Consider the following 22,376-nt stretch of genomic DNA (forward strand, 5'->3'; position numbering starts at 1 on the left):
ACAAGCGTGGAATCATCGGCAAGATGCGCAAGTGATGGTCAATGGGCCTCCAGCCCGGTGGATTCTCGCAGGCAGAATGGCCGCCCGATGATCACCCTCGCCCGACTCACGATCCAGCGCGCACGCGCCGAGCGCCTGCCGCAGATCGCCGGCAGCCTCACCTTCACGACCGTGCTGTCGGTCGTCCCCTTCCTCGCGGTGTGCTTCGCCCTCTTCACCCGATTCCCGATGTTCAAGCGGCTCGAGGACGCGATCGAGGAGCACCTGCTGCGCAGCCTGCTGCCCGAAGAGATCTCGCGCACCGTGCTGCGCTACCTCGCGCAGTTCGCGACCAACGCCGGCGGGCTCACGCTGGTCGGCTCGCTGTTCCTGGTGGTCACCGCGGTCGCGCTGCTGCTGACCGTCGAGAACGCGCTGAACCAGATCTGGAAGGTCAAGAAGAACCGCCCGTTCCTGAAGCGCGTCGGCATGTACTTGCTGATGATCGGCCTCGGCCCGCCGCTGCTGGGCGTGAGCCTGTGGGCCACGTCGTACGCGGTGAGCGCGTCGGCCGGCCTGATCCAGACGCTGCCGCCCTGGGCCAAGTTCGGGCTGACGCTCGGCCCGGCGCTGATCGGCTCGATCGCGATGGCCGCCCTCTTCCACTACATGCCGAACACCCGCGTGCGCAAGCGCGATGCGGCCATCGGCGGGTTGATCGCCGGCATCGCGTTCGAGCTCGGCAAGCGCGGCTTCGCGGCCTATGTGCTGAAGCTGCCGACCTACAAGACGGTGTACGGCACCTTTGCGGCGTTTCCTGTGTTCCTGCTGTGGGTGTACTTCTCGTGGCTGGTGACGCTGGCGGCGGCGTTGATCACGTCGAACCTCGCACGGGCCAGGAAGCCGCAGCCGGCGGGCAAGAAGCCCGCCAAGGCTTGATCCACGCCACTCACACGCCGGCGATGCCCTCGAAGGGCAGTACCGGCTCGAACTCACGCAGCGTGGCGTAGAACGCCGCGGCGTTCGCCGCATCGAAGAAGAGCGGCACGCACAGGCGGAACACGACGGCGCGCAACACCAGCTGCTGTCGAAGCGACGGCGGAAGCTCCAACAACGCCAGCGACGCCGCCGGCTCGCGATGCCACGCGACGCTGTCGGCCACGAGCACCGCGTGTGCGTACGCCACCGGTCGGAAAGCCGGCGAGATGTCGATGACGACCGGCGCGCCACCATCGAACAGGATGTTGCCCGCCAGGTCGGTGTGGACGAACTGGCTCGGCAGGTTGACCGGCTCGCAGCGGGACTGCAGTGAAGACACCACCGCCTTCACACGATCCGGTGCGGCGTCGGGCACATGGCGCTCGCTCCACGCCACCCGGGTGGCTTCGGTCCACGGGCTGGTCCACGCGTCGAACGCCGCGGGTTTGCCGACGCTGCGAACTGCACGATGAAAGTCGGTGGAAGCCGCGAGCTTGTCGGCCATCCGCCCTTCGACGAAGGCGCCGTCGAAGTAGCGCGTGGCGCCCCACCCTTGCTCGCACCACATCCCCTTCAGCGACCGGACGGGCGCAGCCACGTTCAGGCCATGGAAGTCGACGCCCTCCAGCGCATCACCCAGCCACTCGTACTTGGAGACTTCGTCGACCGGCTTCAGCACCAGGTTGCCGGCATGCACCGAACGCCCTTGCCCGCCCGGAAAACGCTCATGCAGCGGGGCATCGGTGAAGAAACGGCGGACCGCTTCGTCCATCGCCAACATCTCTCACGCGCCGGCGGGATCCATGGGCTTGCGCGCCCACAGCACCGACAGGAAATCCTCGCCGAAGACCTCCGCGCCCGGCGGCGGTTTCAGCATGCGCCGCGTGCTGTGCACCTCGAGCCCGGTCGCCCAGATCGTGCGCAGCTGTTCTTCGGTATAGCCCAGGCCGCCGCCCAGCGTGCGGCGCTCGTAGGTCTCATGGTCCGACAGCCCGCTGCCGCCTTCGGGGCGAAAGCACGCCAGCCCGAACCAGCCGCCCGGGCGCAGCGCCTTGCTGACCAGCTGCACATAGGTGTGCCGCCGGTGCGGTGCCAAGTGGTGGAAGCAGCCGGAGTCGTAGACGAGGTCGAAACTGTCGGCCGGCAGATCGAGGTCAAACACCGACCGGCAATGCCAACGCACCGACACGCCAAGTTCGGTCGCCCGCTGCGTGGCCCAGTCGATCGCCGCTTGCGCGTAATCGACGCCGTCGACATCGAAGCCCCGGCTCGCGAGGAAGCGCGAGTTGCGGCCGTTGCCGCAGCCGATGTCCAGCGCGCGCCCGCCCGGTGCCGCATGCTCGCCCACCCACTCCGCGAGGCATTCATCCGGCGCATCGCCGAAGAACGGCACCGGCTTCTTGCGGTCCGCGTAGAAGCCTTCCCACCAGTCGCCCGCACGGCCGGCGAACCAGCCGTCGAGCATCGACAACACGGCCTCTTCGCCGCAGATCGGTTTCAGCTCATCGGCCATCGGCGAAGGCATCGGTGGCGGCGACCAGCTCGGAGGTGATGCCCGGCTCCATCGACGAATGCCCCGCATCGGGCACGACGACCAGCTTGGCCGACGGCCACGCATCGGCCAGCGCATAGGCATAGCGCACCGGGCAGATCACGTCGTAGCGGCCATGCACGATGGTGCAAGGCAGGTGCGCGATGCGCGGCACGCCGTCGAGCAACTGGTTGGGGGTGAGGAAGGCGCCGTTGACGAAGTAATGCGCCTCGAGCCGTGCGAGGTTCAGCTCGAAGACCGCGTCTTCAGGCCGCAGCGGCTCGACCGGCAACGGGATGAGCCGCAGGCAGGCGCCTTCGTAGTGGCTCCAGCCGCGCGCCGCCGGTGCATGCACGGCAGGATCCGGATCGCTCAGGCGGCGCTGGTAGGCCGCGACCAGGTCACCGCGTTCCTCCGCCGGGATGGCATGGGCGAACGCCTCCCACTCCTTCGGGAAGAACTGCCGCATGCCGTGCAGCCACCACTGCTGCTCTTCCAGGCTGGCGAGCCAGATGCCGCGCAGGATCAGCCCCAGGCAGCGATCCGGGTGCGCCTGCGCATAGGCCAGCGACAGCGTGGAGCCCCATGACCCGCCGAACACCAGCCACTGCGCGATGCCCAGCCGCTCGCGCAGGCGCTCCAGGTCGGCGATCAGCAAGGGCGTGGTGTTCTCGCGGCATTCGCCTGAGGGCGTGGACTTGCCGGCGCCGCGCTGGTCGAGCAGCACGATGTGGTAGCGGGCGGGGTCGAAGAAGCAACGGTCCTTGGGCGAGGTGCCGGCCCCGGGGCCGCCGTGAACGAAGATCACCGGGATGCCGGCGGGATTGCCGCTGCGCTCCCAGTAGAGCGAGTGCAGGTTGCCGGCGGGCATGAACCCTGTTTCCAGCGGCTCGAGGGGTGGGTAGTGGGTGCGCAAGGTCATGCGCACTGACTTTAGGCGAAAACCTCAGCGGAACGGGCATCGGCAACACAGCCGCGGTTGGCGGACCGGCGCGCCGCAATCGCGGCCGCAGCGCGGCAGCGACAGCAGGTGATCGGCCCACTCGCCGCGCTCGGTGCGGGCGCGCAGGTGCGGCGGCTGGCCGGGCTCGCGCACGACATCGAGGTAGACCCACTGGCGCAGGGACGTGTCGACGACGTAGTAGCGCTCGAGATCGAGATCCATGCAGCGGATGGCCTGGGCGATGCCCATGCGCCATTTGCGCTGGCTGTGGCCGATGTGGGTGATGAGCGCGTGGTGCGGGAGGTGGCCGGAGAGGGTGATGCAGTTGACTTCCATGGATCTCATGCATGTTTCCCTTGAAGTTCAAAAAACATTTCAAAGACTTCGTTTGGTACCTCTAAGTTAACACTTGGAAACCCAAAGAAGGTGGAGGACTTGTGCAGACGCCGCAATCCTTCGCTGATGAAAAAGAACGCCAGCAAGAAGCTCTCGGCCCGCGATGTGTTCGCGCGCAACCTGCGCCGGGTGCGGCGCGCCAGGGAGATGTCGCAGGAGGCGCTCGGGCTGGAGGCGGGCATCACGCGGCCCTACGTGAGCAGCGTGGAACTCGGGCGGCGCAACATCTCGATCGACAACATGGGCCGCCTGGCCGACGCCTTGCGCATGCCGCTGCGCGACCTGGTCGACCCGGACAAGTTCACCGACCTCGACGAGGCCTGATCGAGGTTGCGCGAGCGGTGTAAGAACCGGCTCGCCGGGTGCGACGCATCTGGATCCTCACTCTCGGGAATCCGCATGTTCACTCGTCGCCAGTTCTCCACCCGCGTCGCCGCGACCGTCGGCCTTGCTGCCACGGCTCGCCTTGCTGCGGCTCAATCGGCATCGGCACCCACGACAGCGATGCCTGCGCCGGGCATGCGCAACGTCGTGCTCGTGCATGGCGCGTATGCCGATGGGTCGTGCTGGTCCGACGTGATCGCGCTGCTGCAGCGCGCCGGGCTGCGCGCCACGGCGGTGCAGAACCCGTTGACATCGCTGGCAGACGACGTGGCCGCCACGCAGCGCATCCTGGCGCTGCAGGACGGCCCGACGCTGTTGGTCGGCCATTCGTGGGCTGGCACGGTGATCAGCGAGGCGGGTGTCGACCCGAAGGTCGTGGGGCTGGTCTACGTGGCGGCGCGAGCGCCCGGTGCGGGGGAAGACTACGGCGCGCTGGCCGCCAAGTTCCCGACGCCGCCGGCGAGCGCCGGGCTCGTCAAGTCGGGTGGGTTTGCGCAGTTGAGCGAAGAGGCGTTTCTGCGTGACTTCGCGGGTGACGTGCCGACCGAGAAGGCCCGCGTGCTGTATGCGCTGCAGGGGCGCATTGCGGAGACGCTGTTTGCGTCACGCACCACGGTGGCCGCGTGGCGCAGCAAGCCGAGCTGGTATGCGGTGTCGACGCAGGATCGGACGACGTCGCCGGAGTTGCAGCGGTTCGTGGCTGCGCGGATGAAGGCGAAGACGATCGAGGTGGCGTCGAGCCATGTGTCGTTGATCAGTCATCCGCGGGAGATTGCGGGGGTGATTCTGGAAGCGGCAATGCACACGACCGGCACTGGCTGAGCGCGGAAGCCACCCGTGAGACGTGTTGCCTCAAAGACCGAGTAGCTGCTTGCAGCAGTTGCGGCCATGAAGCCAAGGTTTCGGCCGCATTTCAGCCATCGGTCGCCCACGCGACGGCGACATCAATTTCTGCTCCGCCTCGCTCCGTCACTTCAAGTCGTGGCGGGCTTAGGATGGTTGCAAGTTCTCAGCGAATCAGCGGAACTGCGTCTAACATCGAGCCCGACCAAACACTCACGCATCGCACCAAACCATGGCTAGTAGCTCGAAGACGGCGAATACAACCACGAGCCCTTTCGATTTCCAGTCCGCTGATGTGGCAATCGAAAAGATTTTATTGGACCCCAACAACTACCGCTTCTGGGATCAGAAGAAATTCAAGAAAAAGGTAGTCACCAGGTTCCACGAAGAGAAGGTTCAAACGGCAACATTGGAGAAGCTGGAACGAGACTATCAGCTTGACGAACTGAAGAACTCAATATTGACAAATGGGTACGTTCCAATGGAGCGCGTTATACTTGCTCCGTACAAGTACGGGTCAGGATATTTTGTCGTAGTCGAAGGAAATCGGCGCATCGCATCCCTGAAGTCGCTGCTTAAAGAATCCAGCGAAGGCGTCTTGGCACTAAGTCAGGAGCAAAAGCGCTTATTCTCCAAAATTCCGTGTGCCATTCTGAAATCATCCGGGAAAGATCTAAGACACGCCGAGCGCGTAATTATGGGGATCAGGCACATTGCAGGGCCGAAGGAGTGGGGAGCGTATCAACAAGCACTACTCGTTGCAGAACTAAAGGACGAGGAGAATCTTGATTTCAAGGCTATCGGAGGGATGCTGGGTATTTCTTCTGTCGAAGCTGCGCGGAGATACAGGGCAGTTGCAGCACTGAAGTTTATGGAACAGGATGAGCTATTTGGAGACAAGGCGGAGCCAGATTTTTACCGCCTACTTCATGAAATGATCTCATCACCGGAGGTTCGCGAGAGGTTCGGCTGGTCTCACGAGGAGACCACTTTCATCGATGGAGAGTTGGCCCGACAGTTCTTCCAACTTGTTACTGGCGACGCGAAGCACGAGCCAAAACTGACGACGTATTCTGACGTTCGCAGACTGAAGCTCATTGTGAGCAATGCGCACGCCTTCGAGTCGCTATTAGATCCTGAACAAAGTCTTCTAGATGCCATTCGGATCGCGGAAGGAACCAAGGCGGCGGCTTCGCCTTTGGCAATCTTGCAATCAGTGGATGCGGAACTCGGTAGAATTGGCGTTGCGCAAGCGACTTCTTTCGGTACTAAGGAGCTTCAACTCCTGAACGAGATACTTAGCACGTTGGAGGGGCTTAAAAGCTTGGCGAAGAAAGAGAAATGAGCGAGCAGCTTCAACGAATCGGAGAGGAGACCCTTGCCTATTTCCTCTGCGAGTATTCGCCCCAATCCCCAAAGCAGAAGCTCGAAGTTGTCATCGAGTCGTATCTGGGAAAGTGGTACTCAGCCGAAGTTATATCCATCTTTCTAGAGAAACGACTAAATCAGTTTCGAGGCGACCTTGTTGGCGAATACAATTCCCGAATAGCAGAGGATTTATCTATCCGATTTGACATTGTCGATCCTCTAGGAGAGGGCCATCTTGTGAAGGGTCGGCGAACCAACCCGGTCGACAAGCGATTAATTTTCCAAGATGCTTTGCAAGGCATTGACCCAGAAAAGTTCGAAGATCTCGCGGCTATCGTGCTTAAACGGCTAAGCTGCGAAGCCGTATTTAGAACACCAAGATCTCACGATCAAGGTGTCGATGCCTTTGGATATCGTGGCGTGGCCCCTTCCCTTTCAAGAGCGGTGTCCCATAAACTCGTCTGGATCGCCCAAGCAAAACACTATATCACTCACGGAGTTAGCACCAATGCCGTAAGAGAGTTGGTAGGAACCAGCGAACTTCTCGTGAGTAAAATATTTTCCACCGTCGACAAGCGCTACAAAGAGCTTGAGCTTTTGCCATATGCTCCAGCTGCTCTTTTGCTTTTGACTACCCACGAAATGCCAAGCACCGTGCGTCGCCTTGCGGAGCGTGCCGGCATCTATGTCTTCGAGGCCTCTGACCTCTACGATCTCCTCGGTTCAAGTATTATAGGTAGGGTCGATGCTCAGGCGCTCTCGAATCTGATCGATTCTGAGATTGCTTCGATCCCGAGTATTTCTTGAGTGCTTCGGCGACCATACAATATGCGCAAGCTCCCTGCTGGCTGAATAACTGCAGATTGCGTACCCTATGCGCATGCAGTTACTCCCGCGACGAGACGTTGACGCGCGGTGAAGCCAAGAACACCACACCCGAGACGATGCGGAACAAGTCATCTTCATCGTCCTGCCCAGCGTACTCCCGCATTTCGAGCGGAGGCACATATGTCGCAACGAATCGAGCCTTGCAGGCCTTTCGAAGCAGGTTCGCGGCATTGCGAACATCTTCCTCTGCACTGTTGGTGAACTTTTGCCTTGCGCTGCGCAATTGCTCTTGCCGCTCGTCACCTCCCAGCATCTCGGAGTCCTTCTTCGACAGCCGCCTGCCCGACCACTTCCCTCGATGGAGCCGGACGACAAGCAACGCGACTGACATGGGATCGGGATAAGTCAGCTTTTGATGCTTTGGATCTTTCATGTAGGCGAGCGCATTTTTGGCCTGTTCGTCGACCTCCTTCCAACGTCCTTTGACCTTGCGGAGTTCACTCTTGGCGTTGATGGCCACGGTCGTCATCTTCAACTCCAAGGCCGTAGCCCGGTGCATGAACAGACCGAAGTAGTCGACTCGTCCTTTGTAACTCGCCCCCCCATGCGTGCGGGCAACTCCATATTCAACATCCGAAACCGGGCAAATCGTCGAGAACGCGTGGCCGACCAATGCTGACAACTGACGCTCGCGATGAAAGAGCGGTGGATCGCACCAGTACCGCGCATCCCTCGGATCGGCGTTGTCCCGTTCGAGCTCTCGCGCACGCACCAGCAGTTCATGGCTGAAGTGCCGGTAGTTGGCGGCCACCGTCTCCACGACCAGGCGCTCCAGCAGGTCCTGCGCGCTTCCAGACTCCGATGTGGCTCGCTGCCCATTGAGGCGTCGAACGATTTCAATCACAGGCTCCTCCGTGTCATCTGATCTGCGCGAGGTTCACCTCGCTTTTGCTCAAGCCGGACATGGTCAGCGAGTCCCGAAAACTGCCGTACCGTAAGTTCGCGCCGAATCGACAACAGAAACGAGCAGCTGCGTGCGTCCCGACGACAGTGGGTACGCCACAGCAATCCCGGTAGCACTCTGCCCCGCAAGCGCACAAGGCGCGGCGCCAAAGGTCAGCGAGACGTTGAACACGTTCTTCCCAGAGGCGCGTGGAGCGATGGTTCCACTGAAGTTGCACCCCAAACCAGACGTGGCGGTGAACGAACCCGCCGGCTGGATGTTCAGAGCGATGCTTTCACCCGCAAGACTCGTCGCCGTCCAGGCGCCGGAAACGGTGCTCAGCGATGCCGCAGCGTTGTAGTCGTAGAGCGATCCCGCTATCGGGCCGCCATTGAACGTGACCGCTCCTGCGGTGCTCGTGAGCGTCCCGGAAATCGTCTTCGCTGCCGCGTTGAAGGTGGCATTGGTCGACGCAGCGATCGCCGGGGCGAACCCAAAGTCCTTCGTGTTCGACGACGTGAAGCTCCCGTTGCTGGAGTTCCCGGAGCCCTGAATGAAGCCGGCGATTCCGAACGCAGTGGATGTCTGCGTTCCGTACATCGACCAGAACTCTCCGTTCTCGAGAATCAGCAACTGAAAGGCACTGCTCGCGCTTCCATTGAGAGTCCCACCATAGACACCCTCAGCCGATTGGTCGGACTGGGAACTGCCCGCGCCTCCACCGCCACCTCCACCGCAAGCAACAAGCCCAGCCGCGGTGGCGATCAACGAGCAAAGCAGCAGCCTTCGAACGCAATGCATTTTGTCTCCAAGAGTTCTTCGCAAAGAGTAAGCGCGCTGGGATCAGCCGCGCTCCGCGAGCTTCACACCCGATACTTCTTCGGAATCGGATGCGTCCTGCAATCAAACGGACCATCGCTCCCGCTGCCCTTGATTCGCGCCTCGAAGAACTGCCGCTTCGATCCCGCTGAGCGCAGCCCCTTTACCGTTCCGGGGTCAATCTCGCAGTAGTGGTAGTAAGTCGAACGCAGGCGAATGACCATGTAGCGCTCGGCCGTGTCGTAGCAGATCCGGGTGACGTCACTGCCCTCATTCACCTCGGCGCAGACGAAGGCATCGAGCGTCACCGGCCCGTGGTACTTCACCAGCACCGTCTCCGCCAGCGCAGGCCCGCACGCCAGAAGAAGCGGCGTGATCATCAAGAAGCCAGTCATCCTGCCCATGCGACCCCCTAACTTTGGGTGCAAGTCTGTCAGCCGCCATTGCGCTCTGAAGCAGGAAATCCCTTCCCCATTTCAGATGAAATCAGGGATTCGCCTCTTCAGAACTCCACGTCCGAAATCGGCGAGCCCACACATCGCGCAACAACGACGATGCCAGCTCCCCACACCCGGACGCCCCCCATGCATCACTTCCAACTGATCGCCCTGCCCCCCTCCGAGTTCGCCCCGCTCTTCACCCTCTCCGACCAAGCCCTGGCCCAAGAGCACGGCGCGCAGCGCCACATCGCCACCGCCAACACCGGCTACCCCTGCCGCATCAGCCTCGAAGACGCCCAGCAAGGCGACGAGCTGCTCCTGCTCCCCTACGAGCACCAACCCGCCGCCAGCCCCTACCGCGCCTCCGGCCCGATCTACGTGCGCCGCGGCGCCGTGCAGCGCGTGCTGCCTGCCGATGAAGTGCCGCCCTACCTGAGCTCGCGCCTGCTCTCCGTGCGCGCCTACGACAACGCCCACGCGATCATCGACGCCAGCGTGTGCGAGGGCACGCAAATCGCCGAAGAGATCGAGCGCGTCTTCAGCAACGCCGCAGTCGCCTACCTCCACCTGCATTTCGCCAAGCGCGGCTGCTTCGCGTGCCGGGTGGAGCGCCAGCACAGCGCTTAGGATGTCCGGAAGACAGCTCCGACTTCAGAGCGCAGCTCCTGTCTCCCTGCAACACGCCCGACCGCATCAATGCCCGACTACGACGATCCAGAAATTGAGGCCCAGTGGTGCACGGAGCGCCGCAAGGAGGTCGCCGACTACCTGCGCAGAGAAGGGCTGGCGCACGGCGAGATTTCGGCCGAGCCCGCTTGGCATGTCGCCCCGTATGTTTCCGTCTGGGCCGTCGAGAGCATGGCCGCTCCCGGCTTCACAGGTTGGTGGGCCGTCTCCGGAGACATGCCGAACGACCATGTATCCGCCAGCAAAGCCAGCAACCCACGCGATGCAGTCCGGGCGATTGCATCCCTCTGGCAAGAGGCCGCTCAGTACATGGCGCGCGGGGAAAAGCACCCGACCCTCCGCATCGGCTCAGGCGAACAAGACGAGGAGCTTGCGCCGATGTTGGCGTCAAGAGCTGAACTGCTGCTGGAGTGGGTCAGCGATCCGCAGGCGTGGGAAGAAGACGAGGCCTGACTCCAGCGATCGAACAGCCCCTTTGCCGGAACATGTCGATTCGAGTGAACCTCGTTCGTCGTCTTCGAGGCGTGCCCGGCAGAACTGGCTCAATCCTGAGGCAGGCCGAGGCAAGGCAGAAAGGCCAGACATGAAGGCAGAGAACGTCATCGGCCCCGCCTCGATCGTCGACAAGCCGGAGAGGCCTTACCTCGGATTGCGGTTCGAGACCCCGTTCGGCGGGATGTTCGCCCAGGTCACGAAGGCCCTGAAGGAACTGCGGAAGTGGGCCCATGAAAACGGCTTGTCGGAGCAGGCACCGTACTTCCTGAGGTACTACCACTGCGACATGAAAAGCATCATGGAGGTGGAAGTCGGCCTGATGACGAGCTCCGTTCTGCCAGGTGATGAGCGCATCAAGCCGGGCGTCCTTCCCGCCGGGAGGTATGCCACGTTGGTCTACCGGGGCAACGGGCTTCGCGGCAACCAGGCCCTGATGACGTGGGCCAAGGATTCGGGAATTGCTTTCGATCCACTGGTCGCCGACCGTGCGGAGTCGTATGCCTGCAGGTACGAGGCCTACCTGACCGATCATCGCGTCGAGCCGAGAAAGCTTCTTTGGGACGTCGAGCTGTCGATCAGGATTGCCGATCAGGTCCGACTCAGGCCGTCGTACAGGCCCCTCTCAAAGTCGCCGTAGAGCTTCACGACGGCGGGGTCGTAGAAGGGCAGCACCTGTGTGAACACCGTTCCCGTAACTCGCTTCACCGGGTCGACCCAGTAGTAGCAGTTGAGCAGGCCGGCCCAGGAGATGCTGCCCGCACTGCGCCCATTCGGGCCCGGTCGAGTGTTGATGTCGAATGACAGACCCCACTTCTGCGGCATTCCCGGGAACAGGTCTGCGTCGTTCGACCACATGGCCGCGGACGTCTTCAAGGGGTTGACGTTGAGGTCGCCGATCTGGTTGTGACGCATGGCCGCCACCGTCTCGGGTTTGAGGATGCGAGCGCCCCGGAAGGTGCCATCGCGCACCAGCATCTGCAGGAATGCCATGTAGTCGCGGGGCGTTCCGAACAGGCCACCGCCGCCCGAGAAGAACTCCGGACGCTGGGGCATCTCGAACGGCAGCGGCTGCAGCGAGCCGTCAGCTTGCCGGCTGTACGTTGTCGCCGTGCGCCGCCTTTGCGCGCTGCTGATCAGGAACCCGGTGTCGGTCATGCCGAGCGGCGCAAAGATGTTCTCGCGGAAGTAGACCTCGAGCGACTGATCGCTGACGGCCTCGACGATCTTGCCCACCGCGTCCATGCCGATGCCGTACTGCCAGCGCTCGCCGGGATCGAACTCGAGCGGTGCGGCGAATGCGCCGTTCTTGCTCTCTGCGATGTCAGCCTGGCCCGTGAACTTCTCGTACTGCGGCAGCTTGTCGCTCCAGTTGCTGTACGTGAGGCCGGACGTGTGGGTGAGCAGGTGGCGCAAGGTGATCGGTCGACGCGCCGGGCGAAGCCTTGGCGCGCCTGACGCATCAAACCCCTCGAGCACCTTCGGCGAAGCGAGATCCGGCAACAGCTTGCCGACCGGCTCGTCCAGCTGCAACTTGCCCTGCTCGACGAGCTGCATGCAGGCCGTGGCGGTCACAGCCTTTGTCATCGACAGGAGCCAGAAGACAGTGTCGAGAGACATGGCCGGACCCCGTGCCGCATCGCGCTGACCGAAGGCACCCTCGTAGATGACGCCCTTGTCGTTCGCCCCCAGGGCCACCACGCCCGCGACCTGCTTGGCGTCGACGGCACGCTGAAGTGCTCGGTCGATGGATCCGAACGCAGCTTTGTGAAGGCGCGGGACGCCTGGCATTCCGCCTGCAGCCAGGGCCTGGCCGCTTCCCAACCCTGTGACTGCAGGCAGCGCCATGAATGTGGCCGCACCCTTGAGCAAGCTGCGCCGACTGATTTCTTGATGCATGTTCGTAGACTCCGATGATCCTTGAGCGTTGAAGTGAGACTCTTGAACTCGCTTCAGGCGCGCGCGACCAGCGCTCGCACCACGGAGTCCAGGGAAACCGTTCCTTTGCGGATGCTCGAGGCGTCGCCTTCGAAAGCGATCCACCCTTCGTTGAAGCCGTCCAGCATCTGCGCGCGCGGCAACGGGTTCTTCATTCCTTGCGACCTGAACAGCGCCTCCCAGGTTGCGCGGGGCACGACATCCATCCGGACATCGCGCTCCAGCACGCGCGAGAACGCGGCCGCCAGGTCGTTGGGTGCCACTCGCGCACTCTCCAGTTCGACGACGCGTTTGCCTTGCCAGGTTTCCTGAAGCAACTCGGCCGCCACTCGCCCGATGTCCTCCGTGGCGACCATGGGAATGGGCTTGTCCAGTGGCTGGAGGAAGCTGGGAATCACACCGGTCGTGCGTGCGGATGCAACGTCCCACAGCGCGTTCTCCATGAACCAGCCGGCGCGCAAGAACGTGATGGGCAACGCCAAGGTCCCAAGACTCTCCTCTTGCAACCGGTGCTGCTGCAACAGGTTGGGCTGCCGTGCCTGAGCTCCGATCGTCGACATGGAAACGACCTTGCCCGGTTGCGCTGCGTCAAGGGCCTCGCGCACAGCTGCAACGACTCGACGGGTCTCAGCGAAATCGGGAGACGGATCGAAGACCGGCGGCAGCAGAAAGAACACCCCCTCCACGCCGGCGAATGCTTCCTTCAGGGCGTTGGCGTCGCCAAGATCCGCGACGGCAACGTCGCATCCTTCGCTCGCCCAATCGCTACCCTTCTTCGCGTCGCGCACGACGGCACGCACGCGTTTTCCATTGCGCATGAGTGCACGCGCAACGGCACCTCCAACTTGACCCGTGATTCCTGTGACTGCATACATTCGAGACTCCTTGTGCACTGCGACGATTGCCGGTGTGCAAGAAGTCTCATCGAGGCGGGCTGATACTTCAATGACATGAGTGTCATTTGATAAATGACACGCCGTCATCGAAGAAGGCTGGCGCTGCCAGCCAGTGCCTCTACTGAAGGAGCGCGATGATGAAGTCGAGGAACGCCCGCGTCTTGGCGGGCAGGTGGTGCCGAGACGGATGCAGGGCGTACAGCGGGAACCGCTCGTCGGGCCAGTCCGGAAACACCTCCACGAGTCGCCCATCGGCCAGCATCGGCGAGACGCCGAGATCCATGACCTGGGCCATTCCATGTCCGGCCAGGCAGACGCTGTACAGCGTGCCTGCGTCGTTGACCGTCAGCGAACCGGTCGTCTCGAGGACGAGCTTCTTGCGTCGCTTGTGGAACTCCCAGGGGTAGGGGCGACCAGACTCCGGGTCACGGAATTGGATGCAGACATGGTGACCACTTTCCAGCTCGTGCGGGTCCTTGGGATGGCCATGGCGCTTGAGGTACGCGGGAGCCGCGACGGTCAACATCCTCGTGTCCAGAAGCTTGCGCGCAACAAGGGACGACGCACGAGGGTGGCCGAAACGCACGGCAAGGTCGAAGCCGTCGCCCACCAAATCGCCAAGGCGGTCCGTCGTGACGAGATCCAGCTGCAACTGTGGATAGCTCTCAAGGAACGCGCCGAGCCGCGGGCCGAGGATCAAACGCGAGAAGTACGGATCGAGATTGACCCTGAGGCGCCCACGAACGGCCGTGGTGCCTAGTGCCGCCGACGCAGCAGCTTCCTCCAAGCCCGTCAGCAGCGGCATCACTTGCTCGTAGAAGCGTCTGCCTTCATCGGTGAGGGCGACGGATCGGGTCGTGCGATCCAGCAAACGGATGCCGAGCCGAGCTTCGAGCCTCGCGATCGAGCGACTGACTCCCGACTGCGACATGTTCAGGATCTCGCCGGCTCGCGCAAACGCACCGCTGTCCACGATGGCGGACAACACACTGATGCCGTTCAGGACTCGTTCGTCGAAGCTGGCCATGCGCAGTTGTCTTCCATGGGGTGTTGGCCATCCTATCGCCAACGACGACCGCTCCATGTGCGCTCAGACCTGAGCGAGCCCCCCGTCGACCGGCAGGTCGATGGTCAGCATCAGGACCCGAGCGTTTCCCCCATCTCCCCCCGCATCCGCTGCGCCGCCCTCAACGCCAGCGCAGCAACCGTCAACGCCGGGTTGACCGCCGCCGCCGAAGCAAACGGACTCCCGTCCGTCACGAACAAGTTGGCGCAGTCGTGTGCCTGGCACCAGCCGTTCAGCGGCGAGTCCGTCGGGTCGGCGCCCATGCGGATGGTGCCGCACTGGTGACCGGGGCCGTCTCGGCCGAACAGCATCGACACCGAGCGCTTGAACCCGGCCTCTGCCAGTGCTTGCTTCCAGCGCGCCTTCAACCTGTCGTGCGTCGAAAGGTTCGTGCGGTGCTGGAAATCCAGCACCAGCCGCTTGCCGTCGAGCCGAACGTGGTTGCGCGGGTCCGGCAGGTCTTCGCTGTTCAGGAAGAAGTCCAGGGTGTGCCGGCTGACCTGCCCCAGCAGCCACTCCGGCACCCGAGGAAGCCCGGCCTTCAGGATGGCGCCATCCACCCGGCCCAGCAACTGGATGTTGCCGAGCGGCGGGCCACCCGCGCCGTCGTCCAGGTAGAAGTCGTTGATGGCGAAGGTCTTCTGGTAGACCGCATCGTTCCTGAATCGCCAGTCGAATCCGATCGCGATGCTCTGGTTGTGGGCCATCAGGTTGTGCCCGACCTGGCCCGACCGGTTGATGGTCTTGTCCACGTCCGAGGCGAGCAGGATTCCTGCGCTGGGAATGGCCCCCGCAGCCAGCACGACCAGGCCGGCCCGCAGCGTGTGGACCTGCCCGCCGGATTCGAACTCGACGCCGGTGGCACGCTTGCCATCCGGCGCAAACAGGATGCGCGTGACCTTGGCGCCGCTTCGAAGCTCGACGTTGGGGCTGGCCAGCGCCGGGATGAGCGCGGCGTTCTCGGCGTCCATCTTGCCTTCTCGGGCATCAGGGAAGCCGTCCCATCCGGTGCTGCCATGGCTCAGCCACGTCTTCAAGTCGATGCCAAGTGGCAGCGCGCTTGGATGCAAGCCGATCGCCTGCATCCGCCTGCGAGCTTCGGCCATGGCGGGCTCGTCCGGTACGGCCGGGAACGGCAGCGGTGCCTGGCGAGGCGGCTCGGTAGGGTCCTGGCTGGCGTCGCCGCGCACCTGGTACAGGCGCTCTGCCGCCTGGTACCAGGGCTCGAGCTCGGCATACCGGATGGGCCATGCGCGTGACTCGCCTTCGGGGTAGGCCACGCCGTCGAAGTCGCGTTCACGCAACCGGTACAGCACGCCCCCATAGAACTTGGTGTTGCCGCCCACGTTGAAATGGTTGCCCGCCGCGAACGCAGTGCCGTCCGGCCGAAACCAGGAGTCGTCGGACTTGAAGTGATCGCTGCGATAGACCGCTCGTGGGTCCCTGTTCTCGGGTGCCGCGGGAATCTGAACCCCGCGCTCCAGCACGGTGATGCGCGCACCGGTCGACGCCAATGCATGCGCGACGGTCGCGCCGCCCATGCCGGATCCGATGATGGCGACGTCTGCGGTGGGGTGGGGCATGTGAGTCGGTGGTGGGCCGGTGGTGAGTCGCCCCGGATTCTGTCGAGCCCGCCGGGTCGTGCCTGTCCGGGCTTGCTGCGTGAGCGCCGGCAGCATGGTGATGTCACCGAGCAAAACCACGGTCATCACCGAAGGAAACTGGCGCTACTTTGGTGGTTGACGTTACCCTGTCATCTACGCCATGACGACTTCTCTTGACAATCTCCAGATCCGCGAACGCGTCGACGCGTGGCACGCGGCGGTAAACCTGCGCGACCTCTCTCTGCTGCACGACGCTTTCGAACCGTCCGCGCTGTGGGAGGTGCTGGCACCGGTGAACCTCCGCCACGAAGGTCGCGACGCGATCCTGAAGGGGCTGCGGGAATCGATGGAGCGGCAGGAACTGCTGGTACAGCTGAATTCCGGCCTCGTCGTGACCCTGCGCGGCGACAGCGAGGCTTCGGCCGTCAGCACCCTGGTCGAACAGGGCCGGGAATCGAAGGAAGCAACGCCCTGGATGGCCATCGGTTTCTACCGCGACGAGTTGGTGAAACACGGCGGGCGTTGGCGCTTCGCAAAGCGCAGCCTGCATCTGCGCTACCTGGGCCCGCTGGATCTGCGCGGCACTTCGCTTTCCCCGCAAGGGCTGGACCTGTCCGCGTTCAATGGCCGACTCGACACAGGAGGCATCGAGGGCCACCACTAGCAGCCGAGGCGAGCCCAGTGGCGTCAGAAATCTGCAAGCTATAACTTCCATTTTCGTGCAGTTTCCCTACAATTGCACGCCATGACTGACAGTATTCGCCTTCCGGATGAGTTGGGCCGCGCACTGGTCGCGCAGCGGAAGGCACTCGGCCTCAGCAAATCCGCCTTGGCTGAGAAGGCCGGAAAAGTCCGGGAAGTCGTCTACCGGCTTGAAGCCGGCGAAGACACCACCGTGTCGTCCTTGATGGCCGTGCTGGGTGCGCTGGGCCTCGCACTGCGACTCGAGCGGGTGGGGCTGCCCACCGCGGATGAAGTCTCGCGCCGGTTCCAGGACGACGACGATGCTCCCTGAAAAGATCCGCGCACTCGACGTCGACATCGGTGAGGCGTCCCATGCAGGGCAGCTGCTCAAGGCGTCCGCCTATGAGTTCCGCTATCTCGCGCCAGACCCGGCGCAAGCGACGGTGGCCCTGCTCATGCTGCCGATGCAGAACTTGACCTGGCAGGACGGCGACCTGTTCGCCCCCATGGACCAGAACCTGCCCGAGGGCGACCTGTTCATGCGCATCCGCGAGCTGTTCCCCAAGCAGCCGATGACGCCGATGCACCTGCTGGCGCTGGCTGGCCGAAACGGCATCGGCCGCCTGGGCTACCGCCTGCCGGGCGCCCCCGACGTGGCCGCTCCTCGGGTCATCAGCAAGGCCGAACTGCTCGGCACGCGGTACACGCCCGAGGTGTTCGGTGAGCTCGTGGCCGCGTACCTGAGCACCGGCGCCGGCATCGCAGGCATGCAGCCCAAGATCATGGTGCCCGACCGGCCCACCGTGGCCGTGCCCTCGCTCATCGTCAAGGCGGCCGGCCCGTCCTATCCGGGTCTCGCGGCCAACGAGTTCCTCTGCCTCTGCGCAGCCCGGCGCGCAGGCATCCAGGTGCCCGAGTTCTCGCTCTCCGATGACGGGCAGATGCTGATCCTCGATCGATTCGATATCGTCACGCACGACGATGGCCGCATCGAACGCCTGGGCTTCGAGGACATCGCCGCGCTGGCCGGCCTGCGCGTGCGCGACGTGTTGTCGGACCGCAAGTACCAGGGCAGCTACCAGCGCGTGGCCGAGCTGCTGCGCCAGCTGCAATTGCACGCCGACAACCTGCATCGCTTCTTCGAGCAGGTGGCCTTGTGCATCATGGTGCGCAACGGCGACGCGCACCTGAAGAACTTCGGCGTGCTCTACCGCAGCGAGAGCCAGGCGTGGCTGTCGCCCCTGTTCGACGTGGTGACGACCTCCATCTACCGCTACACGCGCTACCAGGGTGGGCCCGAGCTGGAAGACAGAACGCTCGCGCTCAAGCTCTTCGCCGGCAGGCACGGCAGCAAGGCCTATCCCACCGTCGAAGAGCTGCACGACTTCGGACGGCGCGTCTGCGGCGTCAGCCAACCCGCCCAGGTGCTCGAGCGCATCGCGCAGGCCATGCGGCAGACGCTGCAGGACGCGCGGCAGGACGCCCGCGTGCCCGCACCACTGCTGCAGACGATGGCGGCGGCCTGGGAAACAGGCCTGCACTACGCGCCCTAGCCACCCAGCCCCGCGCCTGCGCCAAGAGGCTGGCGCAGTTCACCCTGCTACCGCATACTCCGCCGCAAAAGCAGGGAGTGAGCGTGGCCGCTGCGACCGTCAATCGCGACAGAAGGTCCATCCGAAGTGCGCTGGTGTTTCGCATTTCGGCATTGGCCATTGCCGTCCTGCTCGTCTTTGCGCTCAGCGCGTTCTACGTCATCGTCAGGCCTGCCGTGGGTCAGCTGGCCCACTCGCAGTTGCAGCAAGCCGCAGCCGAACTCGATGGCCGCGCGCAGCAGCTCCTGGGCACCGTAGAGACCACGTTGCGCACCTCCAGGGACTGGGGTCGCCATGGCAGTGCGAGCCTCGACGACCTGTTGCGCTTCAACGAGCTCTTCTTCTCGGTGATCGCCAACCACGGCGAAATCAGCTCGGTGCTTCTCGCCAGCGAAACCGGCCGCGAGATCCTGCTGCTGCGCAATGCCGACGGCACCTGGGTCAATCGCCTGACCAACCCCGACCAGTGGGGAAAGATCGCCTATTGGCTTCATTGGGATCAGCAACAGCGCTTGACCAGGATCGAAGCGCGCGAGCTCGACTACGACGCCCGCACACGCCCGTGGTTCACGGCCGCGATGGCGCTCCCCGACGACGACAAGGTGGCGTGGACGGCGCCCTACGTTTTCTACACCACCCGCGAGCCCGGCATCACGGCCGCTGCGCGCTGGACGGGTACCGATGGCCAGCGCTTCGTCATCAGCCACGACGTGCGCCTGCTCGACCTGTCGCGCTTCACCACGCGAGTGGTCGCAGGGCGCCACGGCATGGCCGCCATCCTTCATCCCGATGGCCGGGTGATGGGGCTGCCGCGCGACGACCGATTCGCTTCCGACGAGGGCATCCGGTCCAGCGTGCTGCAAGACGTGGGGCAGCTCGGCGTCGCCCCGCTCGCCGATGCACTCCAGGCTTGGCGAGCTGCCGACGAGCGACAAGACCTGCGCTACCAAAGCCAGGGCGACCACTGGTATGCGCTCGTGCGGCGCAGCGTCATCGGCCAGAACCAGGTGCTGCTGGCCGTCGCGGCACCTGAAGCCGACTTCGTCCCCGACAAATGGGCCAGCGCCGCCATGCTGCTGCTGCTCGGCGCCCTGGCCGTGGCCAGCGGAACCGCACTCGCCACGCGCATCGCGCGCCAGTTCGCACGGCCGCTGGAGCAGCTGTCGGAAGAAAGCAGCCGCATCGGCCAGCTGCAACTGCAGCAGCCGGTTCAGGTCGTCACGCCATGGCGCGAGGTGGCTCACCTGGCGCAGGCGCAGGAGTCGATGCGGCAGCGGCTGCTGTCGGCAACGCACGATCTCGCGCAGGCGAACGCCACGCTGGAAGGCGAAGTCGCGCATCGCACCGAAGAGCTCGAGGCCAAGCTCGCCGAACTCCACCGCGAGCGCGAGCGCCTGCGCCGCATTCTGGAGACCGCGCCGGTGGGTGTGGCCATCTCCGTGGAAGGCACGGTGCGGTTCGCCAACCCGCGCACCCACGAACTCATCCGCCTGACGGGATCGGACCGGCCGGACACCTACGCCGACCTGGCCGACCGCGACCGCATGATGGCGACGCTGCAGAAGGACGGCATCGTCCGGAACTACGAGCTGAGGATGAACGGCCCCGACGGCCTGGAGCGCGACATCCTGGCCACCTACCTGCCGACCGAATACGAAGGCAAGGCCGGCATCCTGGGCTGGCTGGTCGACATCACCGCGCAGAAGGAAGACGAGCGCGCGCTGGAGCAGGCCAAGGCCGCCGCCGAAGACGCGACGCAGGCCAAGTCGATGTTCCTGGCCAACATGAGCCACGAGATCCGCACGCCGATGAACGCCATCATCGGGATGTCGCACCTCGCGCTGCGCACCGAGCTCGCGCCCAAGCAGCGCGACTACGTGCAGAAGATCTACAACGCAGGAACGGCGCTGCTCGGCATCATCAACGACATCCTCGACTTCTCGAAGATCGAGGCCGGCAAGCTGGACGTCGAGACGGTCGACTTCAACCTCGACGACGTGCTGTCCAACCTCGCGACGGTCACGGTCGCCAAGGCCCAGGAGCAGGACCTCGAATACCTCTTCGACGTGCCGGCCGAGGTGCCGCGCGGGCTGCGGGGCGACCCGCTGCGGCTCGGCCAGATCCTGATCAACCTGGTGAACAACGCGATCAAGTTCACCGAACGTGGCGAGATCCACCTGTCGGCCCGCACCCTCGCGGAATCGCCAGGGCGCGTGCAGTTGCAGTTCTGCGTGCGGGACACCGGCATCGGCATGACCCCCGAGCAGGCGGCCCGCCTGTTCCAGCCCTTCACGCAGGCCGATGGCTCCACGACACGCCGCTTCGGCGGCACCGGCCTGGGCCTGAGCATCTGCAAGCGCCTGGTGGAGATGATGGACGGGCGCATCTGGGTCGACAGCGCGGTCGGCGAAGGCAGCCGCTTCAGCTTCACCTGCTGGCTGGCCACGAGCGACGCGCCTCCCCGCGCGCCCCGCGTGGTGCCCGAGGCGCTGAACGACCTGCGGGTGCTGGTGGTCGACGACAACCCGGTCGCCCGCTACATCCTCGTCGACGCGTTCAAGGGACTGCCGGTGCACGTCATGGCGGCGTCGGGCGGCAAGGAAGCGCTGGAGATGCTCGCGGCGGCCACGCCGCCTTTCCAGCTGCTGCTCACCGATTGGCAGATGCCCGGGCTGAACGGCATCGAACTCGCGCTGCGCGCGCGTGAGGCGCTGCCGGAACCACCCCGCGTCATCCTGGCCACCGCGTTCGGGCGCGAAGAAGTGCGCGCCGCGGCCGAGGCGGCCGGCGTCGATGCCTTCCTGCTGAAACCGCTCGATCGGTCGGCCTTGATCGACGCGCTGGTCGAAGTGTTCGCGCCCGAACACATGGCAGCCCAGGCGCCGGCACGCGGCAGCGTTCCCCGGTTCGACGGTGCGCACGTGCTGCTGGTCGAAGACAACGACACGAACCAGCAGATCGCGACCGAGCTGCTCGAGGCAGCGGGTGTGTCGGCCGACATCGCCTCCAACGGGCAGCAGGCGATCGAGCGCATCCAGGCCGCCGAGCCGGGCCGCTACGACCTGGTGTTCATGGACCTGCAGATGCCGGTCATGGACGGCTACGAAGCCACCCGCCAACTGCGTGCCGACGAACGCTTCCGCGGGCTGACGATCATCGCGATGACGGCGCACGCGATGAAGGAGGAACGCCAGCGCTGCCTGGACGTCGGCATGAACGATCACGTGTCCAAGCCGATCGAGCCACCGGCCTTGTATGGCACGCTTCGCCGCTGGCTGCACCAGAAGCTCGCGACGGAAGCGCCGTCGCCGGCCAAGGCCAGTTCTTCCAACGCCGGATCGTCGACCACCTTGCCGACGCTGCAGGGCTTCGATCTCGAAGCAGCCAGGCGCCGCGTCAACGGCAACGAGACGCTGCTGCTGAAGTTGCTGCGCCGTTTTCGGGACGAGCAGCCGCGGGTCCCGCAGGGCATCCGGCTGGCGTTGCAGGCCGCCGACCGCTCGACCGCCGAACGACAGGCCCACACGCTCAAGAGCGTCGCGGGGAACCTGGGGCTGCGAGGCGTGCAGCAATCGGCGGCGGAACTCGAAGCGGCCGTGCGGCAAGGCGCTGCGTTGGTCGACCTGGAGCCTGCGCTGCAAAGCCTGCAGTTGGCGCTCGACGCGGCGGCCAAGGTGCTGGACGCCGGCTTGCCGGCCCCGGAAGGCACGGCAGCCGATCGGCCGCGGCGCCCGCTCGAAACATGGCTTGAAGAGCTGCGCCTGCTGGCAAGCCTGATGGAAGACTGCAGCGCAGATGCCGCCCCCAGGTTCGAAGGACTCGCGTACGATTTCGAAGGCGAGTTCGGGGCCGGTGCCGCCACTGCGGTGCAGCGGGCGCTGAACGACTACGACTTCGATCTCGCGCTGCAAGCGCTGCGTGCGGCGGCCGATGGCCGCTCGGTGCAGCTCCACTGAAGGAGGGGG

23 protein-coding genes are annotated in these 22,376 nt (G+C 64.4%); 12 read left to right on the forward strand and 11 right to left on the reverse strand.

The genetic code is table 11. The features are described from left to right. The first annotated feature begins 87 nt into the window (after positions 1-87). Positions 88-918 carry a YihY family inner membrane protein gene (locus tag BUE42_RS08540; RefSeq protein ID WP_073464233.1) on the forward strand — a complete coding sequence of 277 codons (831 nt, stop codon included), beginning with the start codon at positions 88-90 and terminating at the stop codon, positions 916-918. 10 nt (positions 919-928) lie between these two features. Here the strand turns inward: BUE42_RS08540 and BUE42_RS08545 are convergent, their stop codons facing one another. From BUE42_RS08545 to BUE42_RS08560, 4 genes are read right to left on the reverse strand one after another with little or no spacing between them, the layout of a single operon-like run. After that, positions 929-1,729, reverse strand: a complete 801-nt coding sequence (locus tag BUE42_RS08545) for an aminoglycoside phosphotransferase/kinase family protein (protein ID WP_143171380.1) — start codon at positions 1,727-1,729, stop codon at positions 929-931. A 12-nt stretch (positions 1,730-1,741) separates the two neighbouring features. Continuing rightward, positions 1,742-2,470, reverse strand: a complete 729-nt coding sequence (locus BUE42_RS08550) for a class I SAM-dependent methyltransferase (RefSeq protein ID WP_073464237.1) — start codon at positions 2,468-2,470, stop codon at positions 1,742-1,744. Continuing rightward, a complete protein-coding gene (gene pip / locus BUE42_RS08555; protein WP_073464239.1) occupies positions 2,460-3,410 on the reverse strand; it encodes a prolyl aminopeptidase in 951 nt (316 codons plus the stop codon). The genes BUE42_RS08550 and pip overlap by 11 nt, the downstream gene beginning before the upstream one ends. Positions 3,411-3,434: 24 nt before the next feature. After that, positions 3,435-3,776, reverse strand: coding sequence for a hypothetical protein (locus BUE42_RS08560; RefSeq protein WP_073464241.1), 342 nt, complete (start codon positions 3,774-3,776; stop codon positions 3,435-3,437). A gap of 117 nt (positions 3,777-3,893) precedes the next feature. Here BUE42_RS08560 and BUE42_RS08565 point away from each other — a divergent pair, with 117 nt between their 5' ends. The 4 genes from BUE42_RS08565 (at position 3,894) to BUE42_RS31530 (ending at position 7,229) form a co-directional block, all read left to right on the forward strand. Next, the gene (locus BUE42_RS08565; RefSeq protein ID WP_073464243.1) at positions 3,894-4,151 is read left to right on the forward strand and encodes a helix-turn-helix transcriptional regulator; all 258 of its coding nucleotides are present in this window, start codon (positions 3,894-3,896) and stop codon (positions 4,149-4,151) included. 75 nt (positions 4,152-4,226) lie between these two features. Then, positions 4,227-5,033 (forward strand): alpha/beta hydrolase, encoded by an 807-nt coding sequence (locus tag BUE42_RS08570; RefSeq protein ID WP_073464245.1) that lies wholly within the window; start codon positions 4,227-4,229, stop codon positions 5,031-5,033. 316 nt (positions 5,034-5,349) lie between these two features. Next, entirely contained in the window at positions 5,350-6,399 is a 1,050-nt protein-coding gene (locus BUE42_RS32030; RefSeq protein WP_143171381.1) for a hypothetical protein, read from the forward strand. Beyond that, positions 6,396-7,229: a restriction endonuclease gene (locus BUE42_RS31530; RefSeq protein ID WP_083613982.1), complete on the forward strand. Its 834-nt coding sequence runs from the start codon at positions 6,396-6,398 to the stop codon at positions 7,227-7,229. Before BUE42_RS32030 ends, BUE42_RS31530 begins: the two co-directional genes overlap by 4 nt. Before the next feature lie 79 nt (positions 7,230-7,308). On the opposite strand, the gene BUE42_RS08585 is transcribed toward BUE42_RS31530, so the two are convergent. The 3 genes from BUE42_RS08585 to BUE42_RS08595 all read right to left on the reverse strand — a co-directional run bounded on the left by BUE42_RS08585 (position 7,309) and on the right by BUE42_RS08595 (position 9,392). Then, a complete protein-coding gene (locus BUE42_RS08585) occupies positions 7,309-8,154 on the reverse strand; it encodes a hypothetical protein (RefSeq protein WP_143171382.1) in 846 nt (281 codons plus the stop codon). Between the two features lie 63 nt (positions 8,155-8,217). Further along, the gene (locus tag BUE42_RS32035; protein ID WP_143171383.1) at positions 8,218-8,826 is read right to left on the reverse strand and encodes a hypothetical protein; all 609 of its coding nucleotides are present in this window, start codon (positions 8,824-8,826) and stop codon (positions 8,218-8,220) included. Between the two features lie 230 nt (positions 8,827-9,056). Next, a complete protein-coding gene (locus BUE42_RS08595) occupies positions 9,057-9,392 on the reverse strand; it encodes a KTSC domain-containing protein (protein ID WP_143171384.1) in 336 nt (111 codons plus the stop codon). 204 nt (positions 9,393-9,596) lie between these two features. Here BUE42_RS08595 and BUE42_RS08600 point away from each other — a divergent pair, with 204 nt between their 5' ends. From BUE42_RS08600 to BUE42_RS08610, 3 genes are all read left to right on the forward strand, one after another. Further along, positions 9,597-10,079, forward strand: a complete 483-nt coding sequence (locus BUE42_RS08600) for a DUF1203 domain-containing protein (protein WP_073464257.1) — start codon at positions 9,597-9,599, stop codon at positions 10,077-10,079. Between the two features lie 69 nt (positions 10,080-10,148). Continuing rightward, on the forward strand, positions 10,149-10,592 hold the full coding sequence (locus BUE42_RS08605) for a DUF4826 family protein (RefSeq protein ID WP_073464260.1): 444 nt from the start codon (positions 10,149-10,151) through the stop codon (positions 10,590-10,592). 130 nt (positions 10,593-10,722) lie between these two features. Then, a complete protein-coding gene (locus BUE42_RS08610) occupies positions 10,723-11,271 on the forward strand; it encodes a GyrI-like domain-containing protein (protein ID WP_073464262.1) in 549 nt (182 codons plus the stop codon). Here the strand turns inward: BUE42_RS08610 and BUE42_RS08615 are convergent. The 4 genes from BUE42_RS08615 to BUE42_RS08630 form a co-directional block, all read right to left on the reverse strand. Then, complete coding sequence (locus BUE42_RS08615) at positions 11,223-12,530, reverse strand: serine hydrolase domain-containing protein (protein WP_073464264.1); 1,308 nt, start codon at positions 12,528-12,530, stop codon at positions 11,223-11,225. The genes BUE42_RS08610 and BUE42_RS08615 overlap by 49 nt on opposite strands. A 53-nt stretch (positions 12,531-12,583) precedes the next feature. Next, a complete protein-coding gene (locus BUE42_RS08620; protein WP_073464267.1) occupies positions 12,584-13,444 on the reverse strand; it encodes an NmrA family NAD(P)-binding protein in 861 nt (286 codons plus the stop codon). 139 nt (positions 13,445-13,583) lie between these two features. Beyond that, a complete protein-coding gene (locus tag BUE42_RS08625; RefSeq protein ID WP_073464269.1) occupies positions 13,584-14,492 on the reverse strand; it encodes a LysR family transcriptional regulator in 909 nt (302 codons plus the stop codon). Between the two features lie 110 nt (positions 14,493-14,602). Beyond that, positions 14,603-16,114 (reverse strand): FAD-dependent oxidoreductase, encoded by a 1,512-nt coding sequence (locus BUE42_RS08630; protein WP_073464271.1) that lies wholly within the window; start codon positions 16,112-16,114, stop codon positions 14,603-14,605. A 181-nt stretch (positions 16,115-16,295) separates the two neighbouring features. Between BUE42_RS08630 and BUE42_RS08635 the strand changes: the two genes are divergently transcribed. The 4 genes from BUE42_RS08635 to BUE42_RS08650 all read left to right on the forward strand — a co-directional run bounded on the left by BUE42_RS08635 (position 16,296) and on the right by BUE42_RS08650 (position 22,367). Continuing rightward, a complete protein-coding gene (locus BUE42_RS08635; RefSeq protein ID WP_073464273.1) occupies positions 16,296-16,799 on the forward strand; it encodes a nuclear transport factor 2 family protein in 504 nt (167 codons plus the stop codon). An 81-nt stretch (positions 16,800-16,880) separates the two neighbouring features. Beyond that, complete coding sequence (locus BUE42_RS08640) at positions 16,881-17,150, forward strand: helix-turn-helix domain-containing protein (RefSeq protein ID WP_073464275.1); 270 nt, start codon at positions 16,881-16,883, stop codon at positions 17,148-17,150. Next, entirely contained in the window at positions 17,140-18,372 is a 1,233-nt protein-coding gene (locus tag BUE42_RS08645; RefSeq protein WP_073464277.1) for a type II toxin-antitoxin system HipA family toxin, read from the forward strand. Before BUE42_RS08640 ends, BUE42_RS08645 begins: the two co-directional genes overlap by 11 nt. A gap of 134 nt (positions 18,373-18,506) precedes the next feature. After that, positions 18,507-22,367: a response regulator gene (locus BUE42_RS08650; protein WP_143171385.1), complete on the forward strand. Its 3,861-nt coding sequence runs from the start codon at positions 18,507-18,509 to the stop codon at positions 22,365-22,367. Positions 22,368-22,376: the final 9 nt, after the last annotated feature.

The organism is Rhizobacter sp. OV335 (assembly GCF_900142965.1).
GTDB lineage: Bacteria > Pseudomonadota > Gammaproteobacteria > Burkholderiales > Burkholderiaceae_C > Rhizobacter.

What these genes read in the sequence shown, in the direction of transcription:
- BUE42_RS08540 (WP_073464233.1), top strand. Translation starts at nt 88, where the DNA reads ATGATCACCCTCGCCCGACTCACGATCCAGCGCGCACGCGCCGAGCGC.
- BUE42_RS08545 (WP_143171380.1), bottom strand. Translation starts at nt 1,729, where the DNA reads ATGGACGAAGCGGTCCGCCGTTTCTTCACCGATGCCCCGCTGCATGAG.
- BUE42_RS08550 (WP_073464237.1), bottom strand. Translation starts at nt 2,470, where the DNA reads ATGGCCGATGAGCTGAAACCGATCTGCGGCGAAGAGGCCGTGTTGTCG.
- pip (WP_073464239.1), bottom strand. Translation starts at nt 3,410, where the DNA reads ATGACCTTGCGCACCCACTACCCACCCCTCGAGCCGCTGGAAACAGGG.
- BUE42_RS08560 (WP_073464241.1), bottom strand. Translation starts at nt 3,776, where the DNA reads ATGAGATCCATGGAAGTCAACTGCATCACCCTCTCCGGCCACCTCCCG.
- BUE42_RS08565 (WP_073464243.1), top strand. Translation starts at nt 3,894, where the DNA reads ATGAAAAAGAACGCCAGCAAGAAGCTCTCGGCCCGCGATGTGTTCGCG.
- BUE42_RS08570 (WP_073464245.1), top strand. Translation starts at nt 4,227, where the DNA reads ATGTTCACTCGTCGCCAGTTCTCCACCCGCGTCGCCGCGACCGTCGGC.
- BUE42_RS31530 (WP_083613982.1), top strand. Translation starts at nt 6,396, where the DNA reads ATGAGCGAGCAGCTTCAACGAATCGGAGAGGAGACCCTTGCCTATTTC.
- BUE42_RS08595 (WP_143171384.1), bottom strand. Translation starts at nt 9,392, where the DNA reads ATGATCACGCCGCTTCTTCTGGCGTGCGGGCCTGCGCTGGCGGAGACG.
- BUE42_RS08600 (WP_073464257.1), top strand. Translation starts at nt 9,597, where the DNA reads ATGCATCACTTCCAACTGATCGCCCTGCCCCCCTCCGAGTTCGCCCCG.
- BUE42_RS08605 (WP_073464260.1), top strand. Translation starts at nt 10,149, where the DNA reads ATGCCCGACTACGACGATCCAGAAATTGAGGCCCAGTGGTGCACGGAG.
- BUE42_RS08610 (WP_073464262.1), top strand. Translation starts at nt 10,723, where the DNA reads ATGAAGGCAGAGAACGTCATCGGCCCCGCCTCGATCGTCGACAAGCCG.
- BUE42_RS08615 (WP_073464264.1), bottom strand. Translation starts at nt 12,530, where the DNA reads ATGCATCAAGAAATCAGTCGGCGCAGCTTGCTCAAGGGTGCGGCCACA.
- BUE42_RS08620 (WP_073464267.1), bottom strand. Translation starts at nt 13,444, where the DNA reads ATGTATGCAGTCACAGGAATCACGGGTCAAGTTGGAGGTGCCGTTGCG.
- BUE42_RS08625 (WP_073464269.1), bottom strand. Translation starts at nt 14,492, where the DNA reads ATGGCCAGCTTCGACGAACGAGTCCTGAACGGCATCAGTGTGTTGTCC.
- BUE42_RS08630 (WP_073464271.1), bottom strand. Translation starts at nt 16,114, where the DNA reads ATGCCCCACCCCACCGCAGACGTCGCCATCATCGGATCCGGCATGGGC.
- BUE42_RS08635 (WP_073464273.1), top strand. Translation starts at nt 16,296, where the DNA reads ATGACGACTTCTCTTGACAATCTCCAGATCCGCGAACGCGTCGACGCG.
- BUE42_RS08640 (WP_073464275.1), top strand. Translation starts at nt 16,881, where the DNA reads ATGACTGACAGTATTCGCCTTCCGGATGAGTTGGGCCGCGCACTGGTC.
- BUE42_RS08645 (WP_073464277.1), top strand. Translation starts at nt 17,140, where the DNA reads ATGCTCCCTGAAAAGATCCGCGCACTCGACGTCGACATCGGTGAGGCG.